Below are 24,056 nucleotides of genomic sequence, written 5' to 3' on the forward strand. Positions count from 1 at the left end.
CGTCCCCTTTTGGTCTGTTGGCAGGGGTTTTTTGAGTTGACCGGTCGTCATGCTCACGTTTTGGCCGGGCTGGGGCCAGCAAGCCCGGCTGTCACCAGGCGTTCGGTTGTGCGCTTGGAGTATCGAAAGCTCCCCCGCGGCTGCACTGTTCTGCTGAAGGACTTCGAGCGTCAAGTCGGTTGTAGGCCAAGGGCGTCCACAACATTGCGAGCGATCTGCTCAACGGAAGTGCTCGTCACCGCATCCACTGGCGTCTGGCCGGACAGACTTGCTTGGGGCTGGCTCAGCGCGCGATAGATCGTCCAGTCGTCTATGTCCCCTGCGGCCGCCAAGACGGTTTGGGTCAGCCGGCGTTTGACTCCATCGAGTTGCCAGTCAGGCAGCCGTTGGCCTCGAGGTCCCACGTTAAGCGCCAGCAGGAGTCGGGCGTCGATGTCTTTGTAGATCTGCTGTCTTGACTTGCCCGCCAACGCGGCGAAATGAGGAAGCGGCAGATTGGTTGGCTGCTTGAACGTGTCCAGCATGACTGCCCGACCACGCTGCACTTCTGTGGCGCCAGGCGTCCAGCGCGTAAGCGTGGCCTCACCACCGCATTGACCCAAGCTGCTTGAGTGCCGAGCATGCGTCCGCATGGACGATAGCGGACACACACCGGTCTGGACGGGTCAGCGCATTGAGCGCACCAACGCAAGAGGCCGTCACAGATATCTGCCGGCGTTCAAGGCTTGGATCGTCGATCAGGCGCTGGTTCCCGGCACATCGCTTGCGGGTCTGGCCATGCGCCACCAAGTCAACGCCAACCAATTGCGCCGCTGGGTGACGCTGCGCCAGCGCCTGGGATCTGAAGCTGTACCCGCACCTGCACCCGCGCCGACGCTGCTGCCCGTGGTGGTGACCGCATCACCGGTGACGAGCAGCGAGTCGAGAGCGCACGCCATCGAGCTCGATGTTGCCGGTGTCGTCGTCAAGGTACGCAGTGGCGTCGATTCAGCCGCCCTGCGCACCGTGATCATGGTGCTTCGCAGCATGCCGACATGATCGGTCTGCCGGCCAACACCCGGGTGTGGATCATGGCGGGCCACACCGACATGAGGAAGGGCTTCGATGGCCTGGCCGCGCTGGTCCAGACCGCGTTGGCGAACAACCCCTTCTGCGGCCACGTGTTCGTCTTCCGCGGCCGTCGCGGCGATATCGTCAAGGTGCTGTGGTTCGATGGGCAAGGCCTGATGCTGTTGGCCAAGCGACTCGAGCGCGGCCGCTTCGTCTGGCCGCAGGCCACCTCGGGCAGCGTGTCGCTGACGCCCGCTCAGCTGTCCATGCTGCTTGAAGGCATTGACTGGCGCATGCCCGTGCGCACGCATGCGCCGCAGCTGGCCGCTTGACCGTCCTGCTCGGGAGTGATCCCGATGCCGTTGTAACGCGCTTGCGGCACAGTGAGCACCGTGCCGCAGGACATCGACCCGATCAGCCAACTGCCCGATGATGCGCCGCTGCTCAAGCAGCAGCTTCGGATCAGCGCCAGCGAGGTGCAGCGGCTCAAGCTGATGGTCGACAAGCTCACCGCGCAGCTCGCCCGGCGGCTGCGTGCGCAGTTCGGCAGCTCCAGCGAGCGGTTCGATGATGGTCAGGCCAGCCTGATCGAGCGCACGGCGCTGAGCGAGGCGCCCGTGCGCAAGCCCGCGGTGCCAGCGGCCAACGCGGCGACGGTCGACCGCAGCCTGCCGCCGCATCTGCCTCGCGAGCAGCAGGAGGTCCGCCCTGACGCCAGCCACGTCCATCACGATGCACTGGGTCAGCCCTGCGGCTGCACGGCTTGCGGTGGCCGGCTGCGTGCCATCGGTGCCGATGTGTCGGAGCACCTTGAGTACGTGCCGGCCCGCTTCAAGGTCATCCGCACCGTGCGGCCCAAGTTGGCCTGCACGAAGTGCGAAGCCATCTTCCAGGCCGCCGCGCCCAGCCGACCTATCGTGCGCGGCCTTGCTGGCCCGGCGCTGCTGGCGCATGTGATGGTGTCGAAGTTCTGCGACCACGCGCCGCTGTACCGCCAGAGCCGGATCTACGCCCGCGAGGGCGTCGAGATCGACCGCAGCACCATGGCCGGTTGGGTCGAACAGGTGCACCTGCTGCTGCAGCCGCTGGTCGCTGCGCTCGGTCGGCATGTGCTGGCCGCGGCCAAGGTCCATGCTGATGACACGCCGGTGAAGGTGCTAGCGCCCGGCGAAGGCAAGACCCGCACCGGCCGGCTGTGGGTCTATGTGCGCGACGACCGGCCCGCGGCCGACACGGCGCCCCCCGCGGTCTGGTTCCGCTACTCGGCGGACCGCAAGGGCGAGCATCCCAGGGGCCACCTGCAGGGCTTCCGCGGCATCCTGCAGGCCGATGCCTACGGCGGGTGGAACGGGTTGTACGAGGCGGGCCAGGCGACGGAGGCAGCCTGTTGGGCGCATGCACGCCGACCCTGGTGGGACCTGTACGAGCAGCACCGCGACGACACCGGTCTCGCAGCGCAGGCACTGCGCCGCATCCAGGCGCTGTATGCCATCGAGGCCGACGTCCGAGGCCAGTCGCCGGCGGCACGTCGAGCGCAACGCCAGGCGCGAGCGGGTCCGCTGCTCGAAGAGTTCCACCGATGGCTGCAGGGCGTGCTGACACAGGTGTCCACCAAGTCCGAACTTGCCAAGGCGGCACGCTACAGCCTGGGCAGGTGGGCGGCGTTGACTCGTTACGTGAACGACGGGCGCATCGAGATCGACAACTCGGCCGCCGAGCGCGCGTTGCGCGGCGTGGCGCTCGGGCGCGGCAACTTCCTCTTCATGGGCTCGAACGCCGGGGGCGAGCGTGCAGCGTCGCTGTACAGCCTGATCGAGACCGCCAAGCTGAACGGGCTGGATCCGCAAGCCTACCTGCGCGACGTGTTGCAGCGCATCGCCGACCACCCGGTCAACCGCATCGACGAGCTGTTGCCTTGGTCAATGACGGCGCCGCCAGCGCAGCAGCGCGCAGCCTAAGACGGACTGCTGGCAACATCGCCGTCATGGCAGACGACGACATCGCCGTGCGCATGATGGAGGCGCTCCAGGATGCCCCGAGCCTGCAGCTGTACCAGATGCGGGCCCTCATCGACGGGCTGCTGGCGCAGCCCAAACGCACGGTGGCCGCACGGGCGGCCTTGCACCTAGGCCAGGCGGTGCAGTTCATCGACCACCGCACCGGGCAGATGCGACGCGGCAAGCTCATCGCCCGCCACGACAACCAGGCCACGGTGTTGGAGGAGGACGTCCGCAGGACCTGGAAGATCCCCTATGTGGCCATCGAAGGCGCACCCCCTGCGCCTGGCTCAGGAGCCAAGCCGTACGAGCCACCGCCCGAGCCTGCCATGCAGAGGGGACAACGCGCCTTCCAGATCGGCGACAAGGTCACGTTCGATGATGCCAAGGGAACAGCCCAAGTAGGAATCGTCATGCGCATCAACCGCCGCACTGCCACGCTCGAGGCGATGGACGGCCGTACCTGGCGAGTCGACTTCCAACTGCTTCGCCACGTCGTCGAGGTGTAGCGTCACAGCGTCAAGAGGGTGCTGAGGCGACGCTTACTCCAGCGCGTCTCAGCCCGCAGGTGTGCCGCCTTGTTGCGAAGTGCTTGCCGCACCGCTTGATCGGCTGCTTCAATGGTTGCGCTCACACGCGCCTGCACAAAGGCTTCCAGCTGGTCGGCAAAAGCCTTGGGATCGCGAATGACCACTGGCCCTGCAAACTGGTGGACGTCTTGCTCGGTGACGCGCTGACGAACTTTCGACTCCTTGGCCACCATCACTCCCAAAGACCTCCATGGACTTTGACAGGATTGTCGCTTTTGTCAACTTCGTCTCGCCTGTCACCCCCTACTCGCTGGTCCTGGAAAGCAGCACAGCGGCCGGCGTGTTGCCATTGCCGTCTCCGGAGGGCTAACGTCGAGCCGTAGCAAGGTCCCCCGCCCATAGCTCCGCGAGGTGAGGGAAGTTCCAGTTTGACGTCGGCTCCCGGCCAACGATTCGCTCTCGTGCTCCCGAGTGCGATAAGTCAATACTTGTCACGCTGATCGGCATGTTGGACCGGGTCGAAAAAAACGCCTTGACAACCGGGGTGGTCAGCGAAGTCGGATTTTGCTCGACAACCACAGCTAACTTGCCCGACTCAAGTTTCACGAGGGATCCGATCGGATAGATGCCGAGGCTTTTCACGAAAGCGCCCATCATCTTTTCATCGAAATGGCCTTTCCAGGAAATCATGCGGGCTATCGATTCGGCCGGGTCCCATCCTGCCTTGTAGGGGCGTTGGGAGGTAATGGCGTCATAGACGTCGCAGATGGCGCCCATGCGGGCCAGCTGCGAAATCTGAGCCCCAGCCAGCTGGTGCGGATAGCCGGTGCCATCGATTCGTTCGTGGTGGTGGAGGCAGACATCCAGGGCGCTCTGAGGAGCGGTGCCACCCGTCAAGAGTTCATAGCCACGTTCTGGGTGACTGCGCATCACTGTGAACTCCTCATCAGTGAGTTTGCCAGGCTTGTTGAGGATGGTGAGCGGCATCGTGGCCTTGCCCATATCGTGGAGCAGTCCAGCCAACCCGGCTTCACGGCAGCCGTCAGCATCGAGCCCTAGGGAAGGTCTGCACAACGCGATGCGATGCGCCCGTCGAGCCGATTCGATGATCGTCAAGCGCCGTCTGGCTGCACCGAGGCGATTCGCGGCGTCTTCGAGGCCCCGGTTGGGCCTGCTGCAGCGCTCCGCAGGCCCCTGCAAGGCACCGCGGACGCACTCATCCCTGCGCTCCGATCAGCTGCCGCCTCGCCATCCACAGGTTTGACAGCGCGAAGAGCGTGGCGATCTGCGCCGTGTTCTTGGCCAATCCTCGGTAGCGAACCTTTGTGTAGCCGAACTGCCGCTTGATTACCCGGAACGGATGCTCGACCTTGGCCCGGATGCTTGCCTTCCACTTCTCCAGGCTCAGCGCCTCGAAGTGCGGCGCGATGAACGGGTTGAGCTTGCGCCGCAACCCTGGCCGCATGGCCACGTGCCACTGCGGCCCCTGGGCTTCGATGCGCTTGTGCACGCCTTGGTAGCCCGCGTCTCCAAAGGCGACCTCCTCGTCACCGTGCAGCAGTGCGCCGGCCTGCGTCACGTCGTTGACGCTGGCGGCCGTGCCCACGACGCTGTGCACCAAGCCGGAGTGCGCGTCCACGCCGATGTGGGCCTTCATGCCGAAGTACCACTGGTTGCCCTTCTTGGCCTGCTTCATCTCGGGGTCCCGCTCGCCCTCGGCGTTCTTGGTCGAACTCGGCGCGGCGATCAAGGTGGCGTCGACGACGGTGCCCTTCTTCATCATCAGGCCCTTGGCCTGGAGGATGTCGTTGACCACCCGCAGCATGTCGGTGGCCAAATCGTGCTTCTCCAGCAGGTGCCGAAACCTCAGGATGGTGGTCTCGTCGGGCAATCGCTCGACACCTTCGCCCAAACGAGCGAACTCACGGAAGACGGGCATGTCGTGCAGCGCCTCTTCCATCGCCGGGTCGGACAGCGCGAACCATTGCTGCAGGTAGTGAACTCGCAGCATGGTCTCGATGGGAAACGGCGGCCGTCCGGTCTTGGCCTTGGGGTAGTACGGCTCCACCACCTGCATCAGCGCCGACCACGGCACCACGCGTTCCATCTCTTCGAGGAACTCGCGCTTTCGGGTCTTCTTCGTCGACAGGTTCAGGCCAAGTCCGAGCTGCTTCATGAGCGTGATCATCCCTGGCGCAGGGCGGTCAGGCTATTCGGATCGGCACGTAGTTGTGCAGACCTTCCCTAGTTCCCTACCCAAAGCAACCATCAAAGCGCAGACGGCCACCGAATGCATGTATGAGTACTCGTCGCGCGTCTTCAGGCGCGCAAGGCTGACCAGTGCACCGGGGTTGCGAAAGACAGACTCGGAGATTTCCTCGACGAGGGGCATGCATTGCGCCGTGTCCACTGCATGCCCCAATCGCGCCTCGTGAAGCATCGACTGGACTGCGTGCTTAGTTGGCCCTGCGAAATCCATTTCCAGCGTGCCGACACGGCCATGTGATCGCAAGAGCGGCAGCGGTCACGGCTCCAGCGCGACTTCAGCGCAGGAGACTGGATGACGCAGCACTTCCGCCATGGCCGCCGCATACAGCGCCATCGCGGACAAGGCCAACAAAACGCCACCCAGGCCCAGCCGGGCGATGGCCCGCAGCAGCCAGCGGATGTTGAAGCCCGCCGCGCACAGCACCGCATGCAGCGCGTCGCCTTCCGCGCCCTTGAGCCAGCACCGGTCCATCCGGTGGTCGGCCTTGGTGTGGCCGATCAACGGTTCGATGGCCTGTCTGCGCTTCAACCAAGTCCGCTGCCTGGGGCTGAGCGACTTGAACTTGCCGCGGTGGATCACCTCCACCGGCGCCACGTCCTTGTCCACGCCCCGGTAGCCCAGGTCCACGATGGCGGCGGTGGGCTTGACGCCGATGTCCTGCAGCAGGTTGGTGGTCTGCTCGATCTGCGCGGCCAGCGTGTGGCCGTCGTACGGGTTGCCTGGGAAGCTGCGCGCGCCCACCATCAGGCCGTGCTGGTGGGTGACGGCTAGGCTCACCTTCACGCCGAACTCGTAGGGCTGGCGGGCCTTGCCCTTGCCGATGCACTCGGCCTCCGGTGCGTGCAGGGCATACAGCTTGTTCTTGTCCTTGGGCCGCTGCCGGTGGATGCGCTCGGCGCGCTCAACCCAGGTGTCCAAACTGGCGCGGGTCTCGTCGGCCAGGCCGCCCATCTTGCGGCGCACCTCGCGCAGCAGTCGGCCCAGGATCGTGCGCTGGCGCTTGAGCACGGCCCGCAGCCGCTTGAACTGCTTGGCATGGGCATAACCGCCCGCGCGCCGTCGCAGCGTCTGGCCCTCGTGCTGGTGGGTCTGCTTGAGCTGGATGCCCGCGCGCTTGGCCAGCCGGGCGATCTTCTCGCGCGCCAGCTCCAGCAGCCGGCTGTCGGTGGGGTGGGCGATGGCCTTGCTCTGCACGGTGGAGTCCACGATCACGCGCTCGAACTCGGTCTTCTTGACTGCGCCCATGGCCACCGCCGCCTCGATGGTGGTCTTGAGCAACTGCTCGACACCGGCCTCGCCCAGCACCCGACGGAAGCGGCTGATCTGCGCCGGGTCACAGGGCAGGCGCGGCTCAAAGTAGACCTGCCCGCTGAAGAACTGGAAGTACACGTCCTGCGACCAGCGCACGACCACCGACTCGTCGCTCTCGTTGTAGGCGTGCTTGAGGTACAGCAGCGCCACCATCAGCCGGATGGGCAAACGCGGGCGGCCGGCGTTGCTGACGCCGGCACCGGCCACCGCCAGGCTGGGGCCGAACAGGTCAGAGCCTTCCACCGGCCGGCCCTTGCGATCCCGGTGCGCGAACACCGGCGCCAGCGAAGCCTCGATCTGCGCCCACGGCATGCGCGTGGCCAGCACCGCCAGCGCGTGGCGCAGGTCGATCATCTGATCGAGCCGGGCGCGAAAGAAGTCGTCGGTGGCCATCGGTGGTGACTCCAGAACTCCCAGAAACCGACGTCCATTGGAATGCTTCCCGGGAGACTTCACCATCGGAAATCACCCGAAAGTCGTTTCAGGACAACGACTTGGGAGCTTTGCAGGGCCGACTGCTTAGAATGCCGGCACACCTGCTGTGCTTTTCGCAGCTCTTCTTGGAGACCTACCGAAGGTGCTGGTGGCAGCGTGGCTCTTAACGGTGCAGAGCTAGGGCACGAAGCGGTGGTTGTGCTCGCGACGTCAGTCGTTGCGACGGGTGGGACAGCGGTTGGCTTCTTGACGTTCCCACGTCAAGCCCAAGGCTGGTATCGATCCAACACTCATTGATACCGCTGCCGTGCGCTGCGCGTAGGTCGTCAGGATCGGTCAGCACAAAGCGCGACTTCCAGAACGGATGCCGCACCCAAGAACTATCGAAGGCGTGCAGATGCATACCCAGCTGAAGGTCAGCAACAGCGATTTTTTAAGCATAAGGGCCTGACTAAGCGACCGCTTTATCGGCTAGCAGTCACGAACCTTAGTGGATTCCCACACTTTATCGCGATGGCATCAGACTGATGGCCTAAGCTGCTTGTGCTTTACGCAGTCCTGCCGGGGCAATATGCAAGGCTTGTCGATACTTGGTCACCGTGCGGCGAGCCAACTTCAAACCCTGACGAGCCAGGAGTTTCGTGATATCGGAATCTGTGAGGGGTTTGTTCGCAGGCTCTTCTGCAATAAGGTCCCGCAACAGGCTACGAATAGCCTTGCCGGACATTTCGGCGCCACCCGGCATCACCATTGCTCTTGAAAAGAAGTGCTTGAGTTCATACATTCCCACGGGCGTGGAAATATACTTGTTACAAGTGACCCGAGAAACTGTAGATTGATGAACCCCGACCGCAGCGGAGATTTCACTGAGTGACAAAGGCTTAAGCCCCATTTCCCCATAATCAATGAAATGTCTTTGGCGGTCCAATACTGCTTGAGCAACAGCCACAATCGTGCAAAATCTTTGCTCGATGTTCCGCGTCAACCACTGAGCTTCTGCCAGGTGCTCTGTGAGTCTGCCGCAGCTTCCGCGCTTATTTGACTTGTAAAGTTCGATTAGACGTCTATTGACGTGCATGCGGGGGACCACTGCGGGATTCAGGACCGCAATCCAGCGCCCGCGATGGCGCCGGGCAATCACGTCTGGCACGATGTATTGAACTTGTTCCGTGCTGTGCTGAAGCCCTGGCTTAGGATCAAAGGATCGAATAGCTGAACACGCCTTTTCAATGTCCTTTTGTGAAGCTTGCAGGTGACGCTCAAGATTGGGTAGATCTCGATTGGCCACCAGCTTCAAGTGGCCGGAGATGATCCGCGTGGCTAGTTCCGCAACGCTGCCGTCCTCTATCTGGCGAGCTTGAAGAAGCAAGCATTCCTGCAAGGAACGCGCTCCAATGCCGACCGGATCCAGGCTTTGAACGATACCCAAAGCGTCTTGAACCTCTTGAGCGGTCGCCGGAGGGTCTAGCCATTCAGCCCCTGTTAGCAGTTCCGGGTCAGTGCGGAGGTACCCATCTTCTTCTAACAAGTCGACCAGGGCATGGGCAAGTGCCCACTGCCGCTGGCTCAGCTTCCGCAGACCGATTTGGCGATGAAGGTGGTCTGCCAGTCCGCCTGTGCTCGACGCCATGTCAACGGCCGTCACGCTGCCGCTTTCCACGCGTGCAGGTGACGCGTCCGGCCAATCATTGAGATCTGCTACCGACTCTTCGGCCCTGGTCAACGTCTCCAAGCCGTCTGCGACGTCATGAGAGGGAAGGTCGTCCTTGTTGGTTGCTATCTCTGTAGTCAGGGCGGGGCTGGCCAACGCTTCCAGCGTAGGGGGCAACGCCGGCGCGTCACCGTCGGCTTCGTCCTCCAGAAACGGGTTCCGGGCCAGTGCTTCGTTCAGCTCATGTGCATAGTCCAGTGACGACATCTGCAGCATCCTGACGGCCCGCTGCATGCGCGGAGACAGCTTCTGACTTTGAACTTGCTGCCCAACAAGGTGTAGACCAGGTGTTCCCACGTTTGACGTTCCTCCTGCCGGCATCGCGTGCCGCGAGCGCGTGTGAGCAGTAGGTGTGCCCGGGCTCCCTAGGAGGCGGATGCCTTGTTCAGGCCGGTTGTGCCTTGACCTCTCTGATCCTGCGCGCTGACTCCAAGGCGAACCGTCTGCAGTGATCGAGGTAGCCCTTCTCATGGGTGCCCACCAAGTCGACGACGCTGTTCCACAGCCACGAGGGTGCCTCCAGCTGTCGGCTGCGGTGGCGCTTGAGTTCTCGTTTCCAGGCAAGTCGTTCGCTATCGTCCAACTGCCGAGCGTGCGCTCGCCCAACGATGCGTGCGAGGTAACGAGCGGCACGTCGCGACTCTTCAGGTGTGATGTGCGCGAACTCCAGCTTCAGATCTTCCGGCAACAACTCGCGGACGAACACCGAGCTGGAACCCAAGCGAGCCGACACCATGCGTTCACCCAAGTGCGGTGACAGTTGCCGAGCGCCTTCGACCACTCGTTGCGCGTACTCACGCGGCATGACCGCGTCCTCATAGCGGGGGGCGGCTGCTTTCACAGCCTCCTTGATGTCTAACAGGCAAAGGTCCTGGCCTCGTGTGGCCCGGCCCCCGACGTCGAGCAGCGCGGCGTACCGGAGCTTGCCCAAAGAACTGCACCCCTTCTTCCAGTACGCCACATCCAAGAGCTCGACAGGCGCATCGGTGGCTCGACGCCGAAGTTGGGTCGCCAGGCTCAGCAGACCAGGTTGCAGCAACAACGCTTCGATGTCCGAGCGCTCCTGCGAAGTCACGGGCCAAAACCGACGGCCAAGGGGAATGCGAACTGTCTTGCCCTGTATACGTTCCTGAGCCAGATGGCGCCATGTGCGCCGGCTGGCCTCCTTCAGCGCCACAAGAACCACCCCTGGCCGCGACTCGTTGCGATTAGGCTCGGCGACGGGGTGGAACGCCTTGCGGTACCCCACCATCATCTGTTCGATCATCAGTGCGGTGGTAACGCCTGGAAGGTCTGAGCTCCGCACTGCCATCGCCAAAGACAAGCCAAGCCGTATCAGGTCGTGGGCCGGGTTTCCGATAACGGTTTGATCAAAGTCACGAATTTGGATTTCCACATCGCCTTCAGCGTTTGCCACCGGCCCGAGGTTGCCAACGTGACAATCGCCGCAGATCCAATATGGAGGGACCTTCCGGCAATGCGCTGCGGGGGTTCGCGTCCAGCCATTCATAAAACTTGGCCGTTTGCCTCGCACATAGGCATGCGCTGACCGTGCCATCTTGAGAGATCCACCTTCTCTATGGCAGCCCCTCTTCCAGAGCAACGAAACGCCGAACTGAACAAAGCCAGGCCAGGAACCGGCTTGTCGGCGATGCTGGTACCAGCATGAGCCACATCGTTGATCAGGCCCGCCGCGTCAGCCAGCTCATCGGCGAGATCTCGACCGCTGCCAGCGAGCAGCCCATCGGCATCACACAAGTGGGCAGCGCAGTGGCGAAGCTCGACACGGTCACGCAGCAAAACGCCGCGCTGGTGGAGGAGGGGGCCGCAGCGGCGGAAAGCCTAAAACTTCAGGCCACTAAGCTCAACGGCATCGTTAAACGGTTCATGCTGCACGCCTAGCGGAAACAAAAATGAATGCCGGATAAGCCCAGCGGGCTTATCCGGCTTAAACCGCCCCTTCCGGACATTCCTATGTGGCTTGCTCCAGATCCAGATCCTCGATTCCCATTTCTGTCAACAGTTCGCCCTTGCGGGTTTGAAGCTGGTCAACCATGTCGACAAGGTCAATCTTTGCGCGACGCGCTTTGGGGAACATCTCGCTTTCTTCTTCTTTGACGTGATGCTCGACGTATTCCCCAAGAACTTTGACTTTGGCGTCGAACAGTTCGTCAGGGGTCTCGGCTGACTCGATTTGAGCGATCAAATCCTTGGCCGACGCATGCTCCACAGTGGCCTCATGAATGAGGTCAGTTTCCTTGATTGCCGCCTTTACAGCAGGATAAAAAATCTCCTCCTCGATTTGAGCATGAACCGACAGGAGTGCGCAAATGTGGAGCGCAAGCGACTGACGCTCTTCCGCATCCGCTTCCTGTTCAACCAGTTCTTCATACTCCTGGAAAAGTAGCTTCACCTCTCGGTGGTCCTGCGTGAGCACTTTAATGGCATCGAGTGCTTTCTTGGCCGTCGAACGCGGCTTCGAAACCTTTTTTGCAGCTGCCTTTTTTGCGGTGGCCATGGTTTCTCCGAAAATGCTGCTGAGCAGCGGGTTGGGAAAAGAAATTGTCAGCGACGCAGCAGCTTTAAGGAGTGCGTCGCTGACGCGCTCACGCTGCGACCACGTCCTTGCCGCCGCGGTCCCAATGGCGGTGCACGGCGATGTCGGCAATAAAGGCCGGGGCGAGCGTCGCAGCACTGGCTGCATCGCCGAGGGTGATACCCGGGCGCCGCGTTCCCGGCGCCTGCGCCGGCAGCACGCCGGCTGCGCTCAGGAAGTCCGAGGCCTCGCCTAGGCCGGCAATCGGCTTGGCATGCTTGAAGGCCTCACGCACAAAGTGCACCGCATCCGCCGAGCCCTTAAGTGCTGCCGCGCTTGCCGCACCGCCGGGCACCATCACCGCATCGAACACCACCGAGGGCATGGTGACGATCAGGTGATCCACCGGCACGCTGCCGCCCGCGGCATCACGCACTGCGCCCAGCCGCGTCGACAGCACCTTCACCTTGGCACCGGCGCTCAGTAGCGCGGCCTTCATCGCTTCCAACCCTGCAGCGTCCACGCCTGGCGCCGCCAGCACGGCCACTTGACGGCCGGCGATGGACTTCGGGTTGTTGCGCCGGATCATGCTCAGTGCCGGCGAAGGCGCATAACGCCGGGCCGGCGTGCGCGGGCTGGCCGGCGGGACCGGCTGGCCCAGCACCTCGGCCACGCGGGCGGCCAGGCCCGTGTCCACGTTTACCAGGTTGGCCAGCATGCGCTGTCGCACTGCGGGCACCGCCACCTTGCCCAGCTCGAACTGCAGCGCCTCGACGATGTGCTGCTGCTCCACCGGCGTCTGGCTCTGCCAGAACAGCGTGGCCTGCGAGTAATGGTCGCCGAACGACTCCGAGCGCTTGCGCAGCTTGGTGCCGCTGACGGGCACCGCCGCACTGGCAAAGCCACCCTGCGCGGCCGGCACCTCCTTGATTGCTGGCGCATCGATCGAGCTGGGCTCGTAGTTGATGCGGCCCTTGCTGATCGTCTGGCGGTGGAAGCCGTCGCGGTTCATGTTGTGCACCGGCACCACCGCGCGGTTGATCGGGATCTCGTGGAAGTTGGGGCCGCCCAGCCGGGTGAGCTGGGTGTCCACGTACGAGAACATGCGGCCCTGCAGCAGCGGGTCTTCGCTGACGTCGATGCCCGGCACCAGGTTGCCCACGTGGTAGGCCACCTGCTCGGTCTCGGCGAAGTAATTGTCCGGGTTGCGGTTGAGCACCATCTTGCCGATGGGGCGCACCGGCACCAGTTCCTCGGGGATGATCTTGGTGGCGTCCAGCAGGTCGAAGCCCAGGCGCTCGGCATCGGCTTCCTCCACCACCTGCACGCCCAGCTCCCATTCGGGGAAGGCGCCGGCGTCGATGGCGTCGGCCAGGTCGCGGCGGTGGAAGTCGGGGTCCATGCCGCCGAGCTTCAGTGCTTCGTCCCAGGCCAGGCCGTGCACGCCGTTGTTCAGCGGCTTCCAGTGGAACTTGACGAAGCGGCTGGTGCCGCGCGCGTCGATGAAGCGGAAGCTGTGCACCCCGAAGCCTTCCATCATCCGGTAGGAGCGCGGGATGGCCCGGTCCGACATCACCCACATGATCATGTGCGTGCTCTCGGGCATCAGCGAGATGAAGTCCCAGAAGGTGTCGTGGGCGGTGGACGCCTGCGGAATCTCCTTGTCGGCCTCGGGCTTGGCGGCATGCACCAGGTCCGGGAACTTGATGGCGTCCTGGATGAAGAACACCGGGATGTTGTTGCCCACCAGGTCGAAGTTGCCCTCCTGCGTATAGAACTTCACCGCGAAGCCGCGCACATCGCGCGCGGTGTCGGCCGAGCCGCGCGAGCCGGCCACGGTGGAAAAGCGCACGAACACCGGCGTGCGTGCACGCGGGTCGTTGAGGAAGCCGGCACGTGTCCAGCGCGACATCGGCTCATAGACCTGGAAGTAGCCGTGCGCCGCGGCGCCGCGGGCATGCACCACCCGCTCGGGGATGCGTTCATGGTCGAACGCGGTCATCTTCTCGCGGAACAACTGGTCTTCCAGCAGGCTGGGGCCGCGCACGCCGGCCTTCAGCGTGTTCTGGTTGTCCGCGATCTTCAGGCCCTGGTTGCTGGTGAGCTGCTGGCCGGCGTCGACGGTAGTCTCAGAGGCCAAGTCGGCAGCCTTGTCGGCTGGACGGGCCGCTTGGCTGCCGGTAGGCAGTGCTTGCGCTGCAACGGGCCCAGCGGCCAGCAGCGGCGCCACAGCGGCACCAGCGGTTGACGCGCTGGCCGTGGCCAAGAAACGGCGACGCGATTCGATCGGACCTTCAGACATAAGCACTCATCCCCTCAAAATTGTGAGCCGGCTGCTCAGCAATCGGTATGCCCGTGCTTTCACTGCGCCGTCTGGGGTTGGTGGCGTCAGTTCGCTCAGACGTGCGGCATTGAAGCGTACTGATTGATATTTATCTATCACCGCACGGTGTTGGCGGTCGATGGCGCGCTAGCAACGCGCTCAGCGCCGCGATCGCGCATGGTTATGCAGAAGATCACCCAGCACCCGCTGCGACGCTTCAGTCACCCTCCCGGCGACCGACGTATCAGCCCAGCTTGACCGCGAAACGGTGTGACCTGGGCCGATAGGTCCGTCAGGCCGCGGGCGGGATGCGCAGCATCTGCCCAGGATAGATCTTGTCGGGGTGAGTGAGCATCGGCTTGTTGGCCTCGAAGATCACGGGGTACTTGTTAGGGTTGCCGTAAAACTGCTTGGCGATCTTGGACAAGTTGTCGCCCGACACCACGGTGTACCACTGCGATTCCGGCGCGGCGGCCTGCGCCACCACCAACATGTCGTTCACGCCGGCCACGTATAGAACGTTGCCGCAGCACAGCAACAACTTTTCCTTGGTGGTCTGGTCGGGCACGGTGCCGCTGACCGTCACCGTGCCAGTGGCGCCGTCGAACCTGATGTCGATGCCGTCGGTGGGCAAGTTCTGCGACTTCACGTAGTTGGTGATGGCCGCGCCGGCCTTCTCGTTCAGTGCGGCCACATCGACCGCAGGTGCGGCCGGTGCAGCGCCGGATGCGGGTGCGGCGGCCGGTGCTGCCGCCTTGGCTTCGCCGATGTGGAACAGCTTCTCGCCGGCTTCCTTGATGAATGACATCAGACCCATGGGGTGCTCCTCGTGATTAATTGGCTGGTGATGTTAGGCACCAGCCATGCCCGCTGGTCAGGCGCGGATACACCCAGCGTCGTATGTCGACGAAACGCACAGTCGCCATGCGCAAAAACTCTTGGTCTTGAGAAAGTCCACCCCGGCCAGCCCGGCAAGGGCGCACGACCATCAACTATGCTTTAGGGCAACGCTTACATGGGCGCCTCCCGGATAGCAATCGACGTCTTCGCATGGTGAAGCAGGAGGCAGGGCTGCAGTCTTACATTCGGCCTGTGGTGCAGGCTCCGAAGCCTGCTGGCCCTGATGGCTTTCGCCGACGAGGCTCCCATCTGAACATCGAGCTCGGGCGCTCATATGCCCTATCGGAGTGTCCTTGTCCCGTGCCAACCTGTCTGTCCCATCACACGGGTGGTCGCTTGCTCTCCTTTGCACCGGTGGGATCCTTTGACGCCGCTAGGGAAGGTCTGCACAACTACGTGCCGATCCGAATAGCCTGACCGCCCTGCGCCAGGGATGATCACGCTCATGAAGCAGCTCGGACTTGGCCTGAACCTGTCGACGAAGAAGACCCGAAAGCGCGAGTTCCTCGAAGAGATGGAACGCGTGGTGCCGTGGTCGGCGCTGATGCAGGTGGTGGAGCCGTACTACCCCAAGGCCAAGACCGGACGGCCGCCGTTTCCCATCGAGACCATGCTGCGAGTTCACTACCTGCAGCAATGGTTCGCGCTGTCCGACCCGGCGATGGAAGAGGCGCTGCACGACATGCCCGTCTTCCGTGAGTTCGCTCGTTTGGGCGAAGGTGTCGAGCGATTGCCCGACGAGACCACCATCCTGAGGTTTCGGCACCTGCTGGAGAAGCACGATTTGGCCACCGACATGCTGCGGGTGGTCAACGACATCCTCCAGGCCAAGGGCCTGATGATGAAGAAGGGCACCGTCGTCGACGCCACCTTGATCGCCGCGCCGAGTTCGACCAAGAACGCCGAGGGCGAGCGGGACCCCGAGATGAAGCAGGCCAAGAAGGGCAACCAGTGGTACTTCGGCATGAAGGCCCACATCGGCGTGGACGCGCACTCCGGCTTGGTGCACAGCGTCGTGGGCACGGCCGCCAGCGTCAACGACGTGACGCAGGCCGGCGCACTGCTGCACGGTGACGAGGAGGTCGCCTTTGGAGACGCGGGCTACCAAGGCGTGCACAAGCGCATCGAAGCCCAGGGGCCGCAGTGGCACGTGGCCATGCGGCCAGGGTTGCGGCGCAAGCTCAACCCGTTCATCGCGCCGCACTTCGAGGCGCTGAGCCTGGAGAAGTGGAAGGCAAGCATCCGGGCCAAGGTCGAGCATCCGTTCCGGGTAATCAAGCGGCAGTTCGGCTACACAAAGGTTCGCTACCGAGGATTGGCCAAGAACACGGCGCAGATCGCCACGCTCTTCGCGCTGTCAAACCTGTGGATGGCGAGGCGGCAGCTGATCGGAGCGCAGGGATGAGTGCGTCCGCGGTGCCTTGCAGGGGCCTGCGGAGCGCTGCAGCAGGCCCAACCGGGGCCTCGAAGACGCCGCGAATCGCCTCGGTGCAGCCAGACGGCGGTTGGCGATCATCGAATCGGCTCGACGGGCGCATCGCATCGCGTTGTGCAGACCTTCCCTAGCTCAGTTGGATTGCCAAGCCTGCGGCCGCCACTCCTGACCTTTTGCCAATACCGCCCAGATCGTTCGCGCCAGCTTGTGGGCAATCGCCGCCACGGCGACGTTGTATGGCCTGCGCTTGAGCAGCGCGGCGAGCCAAGGCCAGTGGTCAGCTCGATCTGAACGGACGATGGCCCGGGCGCCATGCATCAGCAAGGTCCGCAAGTAAGCATCACCCCGTTTGCTGATGCCGAGTTGTCGGACGCGGCCGCCGGTGCGCGTTTGCCTCGGCACCAGGCCGATCCACGCAGCGAACTGACGTCCATCCTTGAAGACGTCGGGCGAACCCATGCTGGCCACGATCGCAGTTGCCGTCAGCAGGCTGACGCCCGGTATCGCAGACAGCGCCTTGCATGCTGCGGTCTGCCGAAGTTGCTGCGACAGCCGGCGCTCGATCTTCGCGATGTCGGCTTCGAGGCCGTTGATCCGCTTGACCTGCTCGTCCAAGCTGTCGATGAACATCGCTGGCAGGCGCTTCTGCGCGTCCCTCAGTGCGTCAGGCAGCTCCTGCAGCAGCGCCCTGTGGCCTTCCGGGAGCACTACGCCGAACTCGTACAGCAGGCCGCGCAGCTCGTTGGTTTGCATGATGCGCATCTTCATCAGCTGGGCGCGCAAGCGGTGCAGTGACAGCACGACTTGCTAAGCTTCGTTCTTCACCGCGACGAAGACGGCACCCGGCTGCTGCCCGACTGTCCAGATGGCGTGCGCGTCCGCGGCATCGGTCTTGTTGCGCTGGACGAATGGGCGCACGGTCTTCGGAGCCAGGAGGCGGACATCGTGACCCGACTGGACAAGCTGACGACCCCACTCGTGAGCACCGCCACAGGCCTCCATGATCACTCGAGACGGCTCCCGATTCGCGAACCAAGGCAGCATCTGCGACCGCTTGAGCTTCAGGCGTTCGATCACGCCGGTCTCCTGGTCCACCCAATGCAGCTGAAACACCTTCTTCGCAATGTCCACGGCGATGACGGTCTGGCTCATGTCGCGTCCTCCGGTTCGATGGTCAGTCGGAGCCTCAACTCTGGCACGTCACTGCCGCCGGCGCACGGTCCGGCTAGCGCTGGCGTCAACTGCAGCGCATCGCTGCTGCCGAGGAGGAGGCGCCCATGCCATCTGATAAAGGTCTGCCTTGCGGGTTGATCAGGTGGCAAGCTCTGGGGTACTTCCGGATGATGAGCGCATGAAGCAAGCCACACTGGAGCCCTTGGGAAGCGCTCAGCGCGCGACGGACAGCCTGCCGCGTCCGCCGCGGGCGCACTCATCCCGTGGCTCCCATCAATCGCCGCCGTGCCGTCCAGAGGTTGCCCAGCGCGAACAGCGTGACGATCTGCGCGGTGTTCTTCTTCAGCCCGCGGTAGCGCACCTTCGTGTAGCCGAACTGCCGCTTGAGCACGCGAACGGGTGCTCGACCTTTGCTCTCACGCTGGCCTTGGCCCGCTCGATCTGCTCGGCGATGAACTGCGGCTCGATGAACGGGTTGAGCTTGCGACGCAGCCCTGGCCTCATGGCGACGTGCCAGGCCGGGCCGGCAGCCTCTGGCCGCTTGTGCACGCCCTGGTAGCCAGCGTCACCGAAGGCGGCCTCTTCCTCGCCGTGCAACAGCGAGCCGGCCTGCGTCACATCGTTGACGCTGGCGGCCGTTCCCACCACGCTGTGCACCAGGCCCGAGTGCGCATCCACGCCGATATGTGCCTTCATGCCGAAATACCACTGGTTGCCCTTCTTGGCCTGCTTCATCTCCGGGTCGCGCTCGCCTTCGGCGTTCTTGGTGGAACTGGGGGCCGCGATCAGCGTGGCGTCGACCACGGTGCCCTTCTTCATCATCACGCCCTTGGCCTGCAGGATGTCGTTGACCACCCGCAGCATGTCGGTGGCCAGGTCATGCTTCTCAAGCAGGTGCCGAAACCGCAGGATCGTGGTCTCGTCGGGCAGGCGGGTCACACCGTCACCCAGCTTGGCGAACTCCCGGAACACCGGCATGTCGTGCAGCGCTTCTTCCATCGCCGGGTCCGACAGCGCAAACCATTGCTGCAGATAGTGGATGCGCAGCATGGTCTCGATGCCAAACGGCGGGCGGCCCGTCTTGGCCTTGGGGTAGTAGGGTTCCGCCACCTGCACCAACGCCGCCCACGGCACCACGCGCTCCATCTCGTCGAGGAACTCGCGCTTGCGCGTCCTCTTGGTCGACAGGTTCAGGCCAAGTCCGAGCTGTTTCATGGCTGTCATCGTCGCCCCTTCGGCAGCCTCACGCCAGCCGGATCAGCCCGGGGTTTTGCAGACCTTCCTTAGCGCAGGTGCTGATCAACCTGTTGAGCAACGCCGTCAAGTTCACGTCGGTTGGCTGGGTCAGATTGCGCGGCATGCAGGTAGCCGACGCGGCCGATCAGCTGACCGTTCGTTTTGAAGTGCAGGACACGGGGACGGGACTTTCGCCCGAACAACAGAAGCGGCTATTCACCCCGTTCGAACAAGGCGACAACAGCCTGACCCGCCGAGAAGGTGGCACCGGGCTGGGCTTGGCCTTGACACGTCATTTTGCCGGGCTCATGGGCGGCGAAGCGGGCATCAGCAGCACCGCGGGCGACGGCAGCACGTTTTGGTTCACTGCCCAACTGTTCCATGCATCCTCGGCCGAGCGGTCGCCCGCTCGCGTGCACTCACTGCGTGGGTTGAGAGTCCTCCTCGTGGACGACCTGCGCGAAGCTCGCGAGGCCTTGCACACACAGCTCCAGGTGCTGCAGGTAGGCGTGGACGTCGCCACGAGACGCGCTGCTGGTGGATTGGCAGATGGGCCCGATGGACGGCATCGAGTTGTTCCGTCGCGCCCGGCTGCTGTTGGGCGTGGCCATGCCCCCTGCGGTGCTGATCACCTCCTACGACGGTCCGGACATGTGGCGGCAGGTCCGCGAAGAACGGGTGGAGGCGGTCGTGCTCAAGCCGGTCACCATCTCTGCATTGAGCGATGCATTTGTGCGAGCGTTGCAGCGGGAGGGCGTTCGGTCCCCTGCCCCCTCCACCGGGAAAGCAGAGGCAACGCTGCGCCATCTGCACGCAGGGCGTCGTGTGCTGCTGGTGGAGGACAACATCGTCAACCAGGAAGTGGCGCTCGAGCTGTTGCGCTCTGCCAGCCTGTTGGTCGAACCGGCCTCCAACGGTGCCCAAGGTCTGGCCATGGCCACATCGGGCCAGTACGACCTGGTGCTGATGGACATGCAGATGCCCGTTATGGACGGTCTGGAGACCACGAGACGGATCCGTGCGCAGGTCGGAACGAAGGTCCCCATCATTGCCATGACGGCCAACGCATTCGGAGAAGATCAGGCGGCGTGCCTTGACGCCGGCATGAACGACCACCTTGCCAAGCCAGTTGACGCAGAAAGTCTGTACGCCACCTTGTTGCGGTGGTTGCCTGCGCCTACAGCGGCGCTGATGCCTGCCGACGATGGGCCGCTGGTGGACCTCAGCGCGCCGCTGCCCGGTTTGAAGGCGCGCCGGACGCTGGAAGAGCGACTCGCCGAGGTACCGGGCTTCAGTCTGGCCCAAGCCTTGTCCACGGTGGGTGGCAGGTTCGAGGCCATGGTGCGCATCCTGCGAACCTTCCTGGGGGAGTACCGAGGGGGCGTTCCGGAACTGGTGCAAGCGGCGCAGCAAGTGGATCGACCCGCCGTGGTGACAAGCTGTCATTCGTTGCGCGGAGCCTGTGTGAGCGTCGGCATCTCCGGGGCTGCGGCACGGGCGGAGGCTTTGGAGCGATCGACCGGCGACTTGGCTGCTACCGACCTCAAGGACGCGGCCCAACAGCTTCACGCCGAGGTTGCAGCAGTGGTTGGCCGCTTGGCACTGGAGTTAGGCGCCTGAGTCCGTGGGACGTCGCAAGCCTTGCCCGATCAACCATCGGCTTCCTCTAGCTCACGTTGCAGAAACAGCCAAACGCCACCATCGGCCGACGACAGGGCACGGATTCGGATGCTGCGGTCCGGATCGGCAAAGTCGCCCGTATGCAGAAACTCAGCGTCCACGCTCCCGTTGGCGATGGCCGCATCGAGCACACCCTTGAAGGCCGGCGTGTTCATGCAAGGCGCAACGCGGGTGAAGAAATCGAGTCCGATGTTCGGCCGGCCGTCCCACCCCGATTGTTCGGCCTCGCGCGCACTGAAAAACTCCACGTTGCCCAGGCTGTCGAGGCGAATCACCCCAAACGGCAGGCGATTGATCTCATGGGCATGCAGCTGTTCAACCTGCTGCGCCAAGTCAGGGTCGTCAAAGCGAGGTTCGGACTTCACAGTTGCTCCTGGTTGCCGAGGGAGACCGCCGGCATTGGCCATCTTGACCATTCCCACCATGTAACTGGGCTTGCCTGTGTCGTCGCAGCACGGCAGCAAAAGGCGCTCGAACACCACCGCCACACCCGCCTCCGTCTGGAATCGCATGTATTCGTAGACCGGCTCCTTTCGGCGTGCACAACGCCGGTACGCGGCCTCCAGGCCGCCAAACAGTAGATCGCCCTCCGCCACCGCAAAACCGAAGTCCAGCGCCCGGTTGGCTTGGTGGTCCAGTTCCGCCCCCACATGCAGCCGGCGCAGCTCGAACGGGACCAGTCCGATGACCTCCACCACAAAGATGGAGGGCATGTCCTGTTGTTTTTCGATTTCCATCGCAGCGAGGGTGGCCAGCGACCTCGGTGCCCGACGACTGGACCAGGTGTCGTAAAACGCCACCAGGCTGGGATGCCGTATCCGGTGCGCCAGGCTCGGCGCGCGGCTCAATCGGCGACCCAGCACGGTCAAGACACTCTGGGCCAGCGTCGCCTGGCTGAAGGGCTTCTGCAGCACGGCCTCGCCCGCCAGCTGGCCTGGATCGGCGTGTCCCGTCATCAGCAGCACCTCCACCTGCGGCCGCAACAGGCGCACCGCCTGGGCGAGTTGCACCCCGTTGACAGTGGGCATGGCGACGTCGGTGATGACCAGATCAATCGCCCGGTCAGTTCGTGCCAAGGCCAGGGCCTGGGCTGCGTCGTCAACCGCCACAACCTCGTAGCCCAAGTCGCTCAGATACTGGACCACGGTAGGGCGGACCAGATCGTCGTCCTCCACCACGAGGATCTGCGCGTTCCCGTGCAAGGCCCGATCCAGCACCTCCTGCTCGTGGGCCGGAGAAAACTGGGCATCCGCCGCAGCCAGCGGCAGCTTCAAGCGCACGGTGGTGCCGATGCCGAGCGTGCTGTCCAGGCTCAGATGGCCGCCGGAGCGCTCGGCAAACGCGCTCACCATGGCCAGACCCAGGCCGGTACCCTGCCCCGCCGCCTTGGTGGTGAAGAACGGCTCTCTGGCACGCGCCAAGGTCTGTGCGTCCATACCGGCTCCCGTGTCCGAGAGTTCAAGGGTCAACCAGCCTGCATGGGTAGGCAGCGCCGCCACTGCAGCGTCTTCCCGGTGCACCCCCAAGCGGAGCGTCCCCCCACCCGGCATGGCATCACGGGCGTTGATCGCCAGGTTGAGCAAAGCGACTTCCAACTGGTAAGGGTCCACCAGGACGCGACCGGTCTGCGACGTGTCAAGCAGCACACGGATCGTCGGACCTACCGTCAGCTGCAACAGCTGCTTGCACCCATTGAGCAGCGTCGCCATGTCCGTCAGCTGGGCATCGATGGTCTGGGTGCGCGCGAAGCCCATCAACTGGCGCACCAAACGGGTGGCCCGCTCGACCGCACCCAGCCCGCGCGCCACCAACTCCAGCGCGCCGGGGTCGTCAATCTTGCGCTTCAGCAGGTGCAGGGAGCCCGAGACGGCGGCCAGCACATTGTTGAAGTCGTGCGCGATGCCGCCCGCCAACAGACCCAGCACCTCCAGCTTCTTGGCTTGAGCCAGTGCCTGATCGATTTTTTTGGCATGCGTGCGTTCCTGCTGAAGCAAACGCTGCAGCGCCACCAGCTTTTTGCCTCGCTTCACGCTGAGGCTGGCCATGCGCTCCTGCGAGATGTCGCGCGCTGTGCCGTGCAAGCGCACCACTCGCCCTGCCCCATCGATTTCTGCCGCACCCCGGCCTTCCAACCAGCCTGTGGTGCCATCTGCACGCCGAAACTGCAGGTCTAAACGGAAAGCAGCCCCGCCGGCCAACAAGGCTCGCACCGCTTGATCCAAGCGAGCCCAGCTCTCCGCTGTGTACAGGCTGGCGTGTTCGGCATACGACGGCGGCAGCCGACGGGGATCCAAGCCAAACAACCCATACAGCTGCTCGGACCAAGTGACGATGTCCGCATCGATCTCCCATTCCCAGCTGCCGATCTTGCACAGCCGCTGTGCCTGCAGCAGGGCCGCTTCGCTGCGCTGCAGCCGCTGGTAGGCCGCCTGACACCGTTCGTGCTCAGCGGCCAGCGCCAGCCGAACCCGATGCAGTTCGGTGACGTCGGTGACTTCCACGGCAAATCCCGCCACCTCGTCACCTTGCCAGTCCGGGATGTAGTGCGCCAGGCCGTAGCGATGGGAGCCATCTTTGTGGGGCACCACCCGCTCGAACGTTTGCGGTTCGCCGCTCAGGGCTGCGCGAGCGTGCGGCTCGTTGAGCGCGAACAGCTCCGGGCCCAGCAATGACGCCAGCGTGGTGCCCTCCACAGCTGCCCCCTCCACGCCGAACCAACGTTCGTAGGCCGCGTTGGCATAACAACACCGAAGCTGCCGGTCCCAGTAAGCCAACATCGAAGGGACCAACGCCAAGACCCGAAGAGGGGCCGGACCAACAGCACTTTCGTTTGGCATGGTGAGATGCTCCGCGTTTCTCAGGTTAGGTCGCCATCGACGCACATCCTCATTCTGTTACACACCAAACAGGAACGAGTTGATCTAGGTCAGTCGCTGCGGTCATGCAAGTGCCCCTCTGGAATCATGAATGATCGCACTAAAGCATGACTGACACGCGTCGAAAGCCTGCAACTTCACTGAACACGTCATGCGTACCAACCTGCCGGTCAGCCAGCGTCAGTTCCACTTCCCCTCCGACGCGACCCTGATGTCCACCACCGACACCCACTCGCGCGACCTCATCAAAGAAGTGGTGGAGATGCCTGATACGCAGGTCGACCGAGTTATTCGTTCGTTTGAATCTAACGAGGGGAAACTGTCGAACGTGCTGGCTAGAGAAATTCCTCTGCTGACGCAGGAAGGCGCTTGGCGTGACATTGAAGCGGCGATGCGCAAGGCTTTCGACGATGGTCCGAGCTTTGATGCAGTAAAGCTGTATAAAAAGCATTAATACCTTCCCGGTTCTAAGAGTGTGAGCGTGCGCTGAGAGCGTGACGCAAACGCAAAAGCCTCTCATCGCTGTAGCTTGGAGCTGGGCGCACGCGCGCAGCTCACTCATTCAGCACCAAGCATCAGCAATCGCAGGAGTAA

Annotated in this window: 20 protein-coding genes and 4 pseudogenes; 9 read left to right on the forward strand and 15 right to left on the reverse strand. The window is 63.6% G+C overall.

Translation table 11 applies throughout. From position 1 onward, the window contains the following. Positions 1-170 precede the first annotated feature (170 nt). Positions 171-572: pseudogene (locus MW290_RS04550) on the reverse strand (integrase); the annotation flags it as partial. Between the two features lie 58 nt (positions 573-630). On the opposite strand from MW290_RS04550, the gene tnpA reads away from it, so the two are divergent. From tnpA to MW290_RS04570, 4 genes are all read left to right on the forward strand, one after another. Then, positions 631-1,038 (forward strand): IS66-like element accessory protein TnpA, encoded by a 408-nt coding sequence (gene tnpA / locus MW290_RS04555; RefSeq protein WP_250196096.1) that lies wholly within the window; start codon positions 631-633, stop codon positions 1,036-1,038. After that, positions 1,035-1,382, forward strand: coding sequence for an IS66 family insertion sequence element accessory protein TnpB (gene tnpB, locus MW290_RS04560; protein ID WP_250196097.1), 348 nt, complete (start codon positions 1,035-1,037; stop codon positions 1,380-1,382). The genes tnpA and tnpB overlap by 4 nt, the downstream gene beginning before the upstream one ends. A gap of 72 nt (positions 1,383-1,454) precedes the next feature. After that, positions 1,455-3,008 carry an IS66 family transposase gene (gene tnpC, locus MW290_RS04565; RefSeq protein ID WP_250196592.1) on the forward strand — a complete coding sequence of 518 codons (1,554 nt, stop codon included), beginning with the start codon at positions 1,455-1,457 and terminating at the stop codon, positions 3,006-3,008. Between the two features lie 26 nt (positions 3,009-3,034). Further along, on the forward strand, positions 3,035-3,556 hold the full coding sequence (locus MW290_RS04570) for a hypothetical protein (protein ID WP_250196098.1): 522 nt from the start codon (positions 3,035-3,037) through the stop codon (positions 3,554-3,556). Between the two features lie 2 nt (positions 3,557-3,558). Here MW290_RS04570 and MW290_RS04575 read toward each other — a convergent pair whose 3' ends face one another. The 8 genes and pseudogenes from MW290_RS04575 to MW290_RS04610 form a co-directional block, all read right to left on the reverse strand. Continuing rightward, complete coding sequence (locus tag MW290_RS04575) at positions 3,559-3,810, reverse strand: hypothetical protein (protein ID WP_250196099.1); 252 nt, start codon at positions 3,808-3,810, stop codon at positions 3,559-3,561. Between the two features lie 133 nt (positions 3,811-3,943). Continuing rightward, positions 3,944-4,693, reverse strand: coding sequence for an HD-GYP domain-containing protein (locus MW290_RS04580; RefSeq protein ID WP_310740093.1), 750 nt, complete (start codon positions 4,691-4,693; stop codon positions 3,944-3,946). Positions 4,694-4,793: 100 nt separating this feature from the next. Then, on the reverse strand, positions 4,794-5,753 hold the full coding sequence (locus MW290_RS04585; RefSeq protein WP_250194184.1) for an IS5 family transposase: 960 nt from the start codon (positions 5,751-5,753) through the stop codon (positions 4,794-4,796). A gap of 66 nt (positions 5,754-5,819) precedes the next feature. Further along, positions 5,820-6,038, reverse strand: a pseudogene (locus MW290_RS04590) (phosphodiesterase); the annotation flags it as partial. A 63-nt stretch (positions 6,039-6,101) separates the two neighbouring features. Beyond that, positions 6,102-7,550, reverse strand: coding sequence for an IS5 family transposase (locus MW290_RS04595; RefSeq protein WP_250196100.1), 1,449 nt, complete (start codon positions 7,548-7,550; stop codon positions 6,102-6,104). Between the two features lie 205 nt (positions 7,551-7,755). Continuing rightward, positions 7,756-8,022 (reverse strand): DUF3391 domain-containing protein, encoded by a 267-nt coding sequence (locus MW290_RS04600; protein ID WP_259373470.1) that lies wholly within the window; start codon positions 8,020-8,022, stop codon positions 7,756-7,758. Positions 8,023-8,124: 102 nt separating this feature from the next. Further along, entirely contained in the window at positions 8,125-9,774 is a 1,650-nt protein-coding gene (gene rpoN, locus MW290_RS04605; protein ID WP_310740094.1) for an RNA polymerase factor sigma-54, read from the reverse strand. After that, complete coding sequence (locus MW290_RS04610; protein ID WP_259373462.1) at positions 9,689-10,861, reverse strand: DUF2252 family protein; 1,173 nt, start codon at positions 10,859-10,861, stop codon at positions 9,689-9,691. Before MW290_RS04610 ends, rpoN begins: the two co-directional genes overlap by 86 nt. Before the next feature lie 107 nt (positions 10,862-10,968). On the opposite strand from MW290_RS04610, the gene MW290_RS04615 reads away from it, so the two are divergent. Further along, on the forward strand, positions 10,969-11,205 hold the full coding sequence (locus tag MW290_RS04615; RefSeq protein ID WP_310740095.1) for a hypothetical protein: 237 nt from the start codon (positions 10,969-10,971) through the stop codon (positions 11,203-11,205). Between the two features lie 70 nt (positions 11,206-11,275). On the opposite strand, the gene MW290_RS04620 is transcribed toward MW290_RS04615, so the two are convergent. The 3 genes from MW290_RS04620 to lysM form a co-directional block, all read right to left on the reverse strand. After that, positions 11,276-11,821: a hemerythrin domain-containing protein gene (locus MW290_RS04620; RefSeq protein WP_250196104.1), complete on the reverse strand. Its 546-nt coding sequence runs from the start codon at positions 11,819-11,821 to the stop codon at positions 11,276-11,278. A gap of 88 nt (positions 11,822-11,909) precedes the next feature. Next, positions 11,910-13,979: a catalase gene (locus MW290_RS04625; protein WP_250196105.1), complete on the reverse strand. Its 2,070-nt coding sequence runs from the start codon at positions 13,977-13,979 to the stop codon at positions 11,910-11,912. Positions 13,980-14,454: 475 nt separating this feature from the next. After that, a complete protein-coding gene (gene lysM, locus MW290_RS04630) occupies positions 14,455-14,979 on the reverse strand; it encodes a peptidoglycan-binding protein LysM (RefSeq protein WP_250196106.1) in 525 nt (174 codons plus the stop codon). A gap of 528 nt (positions 14,980-15,507) precedes the next feature. Between lysM and MW290_RS04635 the strand changes: the two genes are divergently transcribed. After that, positions 15,508-16,467 (forward strand): IS5 family transposase, encoded by a 960-nt coding sequence (locus MW290_RS04635; protein ID WP_250194184.1) that lies wholly within the window; start codon positions 15,508-15,510, stop codon positions 16,465-16,467. Between the two features lie 162 nt (positions 16,468-16,629). On the opposite strand, the pseudogene MW290_RS04640 reads toward MW290_RS04635, so the two are convergent. Both MW290_RS04640 and MW290_RS04645 read right to left on the reverse strand, forming a co-directional pair. Next, a pseudogene (locus MW290_RS04640) lies at positions 16,630-17,649 on the reverse strand (IS110 family RNA-guided transposase). A 277-nt stretch (positions 17,650-17,926) separates the two neighbouring features. Next, positions 17,927-18,885, reverse strand: a protein-coding gene (locus MW290_RS04645) for an IS5 family transposase (protein ID WP_250196593.1) whose coding sequence is annotated in 2 segments (ribosomal slippage) — positions 17,927-18,063 and positions 18,063-18,885 — 960 coding nt in all. Because the reading frame shifts where the segments join, the coding sequence is not laid out codon by codon here. 77 nt (positions 18,886-18,962) lie between these two features. Between MW290_RS04645 and MW290_RS33245 the strand changes: the two are divergent. Then, positions 18,963-19,268 (forward strand): annotated as a pseudogene (locus MW290_RS33245) (ATP-binding protein); the annotation flags it as partial. 196 nt (positions 19,269-19,464) lie between these two features. Continuing rightward, complete coding sequence (locus MW290_RS04650) at positions 19,465-20,526, forward strand: response regulator (protein ID WP_250196107.1); 1,062 nt, start codon at positions 19,465-19,467, stop codon at positions 20,524-20,526. Between the two features lie 29 nt (positions 20,527-20,555). Here the strand turns inward: MW290_RS04650 and MW290_RS04655 are convergent, their stop codons facing one another. Then, complete coding sequence (locus MW290_RS04655) at positions 20,556-23,363, reverse strand: hybrid sensor histidine kinase/response regulator (protein WP_250196108.1); 2,808 nt, start codon at positions 23,361-23,363, stop codon at positions 20,556-20,558. 250 nt (positions 23,364-23,613) lie between these two features. Here MW290_RS04655 and MW290_RS04660 point away from each other — a divergent pair, with 250 nt between their 5' ends. Further along, positions 23,614-23,916 (forward strand): hypothetical protein, encoded by a 303-nt coding sequence (locus tag MW290_RS04660; protein ID WP_250196109.1) that lies wholly within the window; start codon positions 23,614-23,616, stop codon positions 23,914-23,916. Positions 23,917-24,056: the final 140 nt, after the last annotated feature.

This window comes from Aquincola tertiaricarbonis (assembly GCF_023573145.1).
Taxonomy (GTDB): Bacteria; Pseudomonadota; Gammaproteobacteria; order Burkholderiales; family Burkholderiaceae_C; genus Aquincola; species Aquincola tertiaricarbonis_B.

What these genes read in the sequence shown, in the direction of transcription:
- tnpA (WP_250196096.1), top strand. Translation starts at nt 631, where the DNA reads ATGGACGATAGCGGACACACACCGGTCTGGACGGGTCAGCGCATTGAG.
- tnpB (WP_250196097.1), top strand. Translation starts at nt 1,035, where the DNA reads ATGATCGGTCTGCCGGCCAACACCCGGGTGTGGATCATGGCGGGCCAC.
- MW290_RS04570 (WP_250196098.1), top strand. Translation starts at nt 3,035, where the DNA reads ATGGCAGACGACGACATCGCCGTGCGCATGATGGAGGCGCTCCAGGAT.
- MW290_RS04575 (WP_250196099.1), bottom strand. Translation starts at nt 3,810, where the DNA reads ATGGTGGCCAAGGAGTCGAAAGTTCGTCAGCGCGTCACCGAGCAAGAC.
- MW290_RS04585 (WP_250194184.1), bottom strand. Translation starts at nt 5,753, where the DNA reads ATGAAGCAGCTCGGACTTGGCCTGAACCTGTCGACGAAGAAGACCCGA.
- MW290_RS04595 (WP_250196100.1), bottom strand. Translation starts at nt 7,550, where the DNA reads ATGGCCACCGACGACTTCTTTCGCGCCCGGCTCGATCAGATGATCGAC.
- rpoN (WP_310740094.1), bottom strand. Translation starts at nt 9,774, where the DNA reads ATGAGAAGGGCTACCTCGATCACTGCAGACGGTTCGCCTTGGAGTCAG.
- MW290_RS04610 (WP_259373462.1), bottom strand. Translation starts at nt 10,861, where the DNA reads ATGGCACGGTCAGCGCATGCCTATGTGCGAGGCAAACGGCCAAGTTTT.
- MW290_RS04615 (WP_310740095.1), top strand. Translation starts at nt 10,969, where the DNA reads ATGAGCCACATCGTTGATCAGGCCCGCCGCGTCAGCCAGCTCATCGGC.
- MW290_RS04620 (WP_250196104.1), bottom strand. Translation starts at nt 11,821, where the DNA reads ATGGCCACCGCAAAAAAGGCAGCTGCAAAAAAGGTTTCGAAGCCGCGT.
- lysM (WP_250196106.1), bottom strand. Translation starts at nt 14,979, where the DNA reads ATGGGTCTGATGTCATTCATCAAGGAAGCCGGCGAGAAGCTGTTCCAC.
- MW290_RS04635 (WP_250194184.1), top strand. Translation starts at nt 15,508, where the DNA reads ATGAAGCAGCTCGGACTTGGCCTGAACCTGTCGACGAAGAAGACCCGA.
- MW290_RS04650 (WP_250196107.1), top strand. Translation starts at nt 19,465, where the DNA reads ATGGACGGCATCGAGTTGTTCCGTCGCGCCCGGCTGCTGTTGGGCGTG.
- MW290_RS04655 (WP_250196108.1), bottom strand. Translation starts at nt 23,363, where the DNA reads ATGTTGGCTTACTGGGACCGGCAGCTTCGGTGTTGTTATGCCAACGCG.
- MW290_RS04660 (WP_250196109.1), top strand. Translation starts at nt 23,614, where the DNA reads ATGCGTACCAACCTGCCGGTCAGCCAGCGTCAGTTCCACTTCCCCTCC.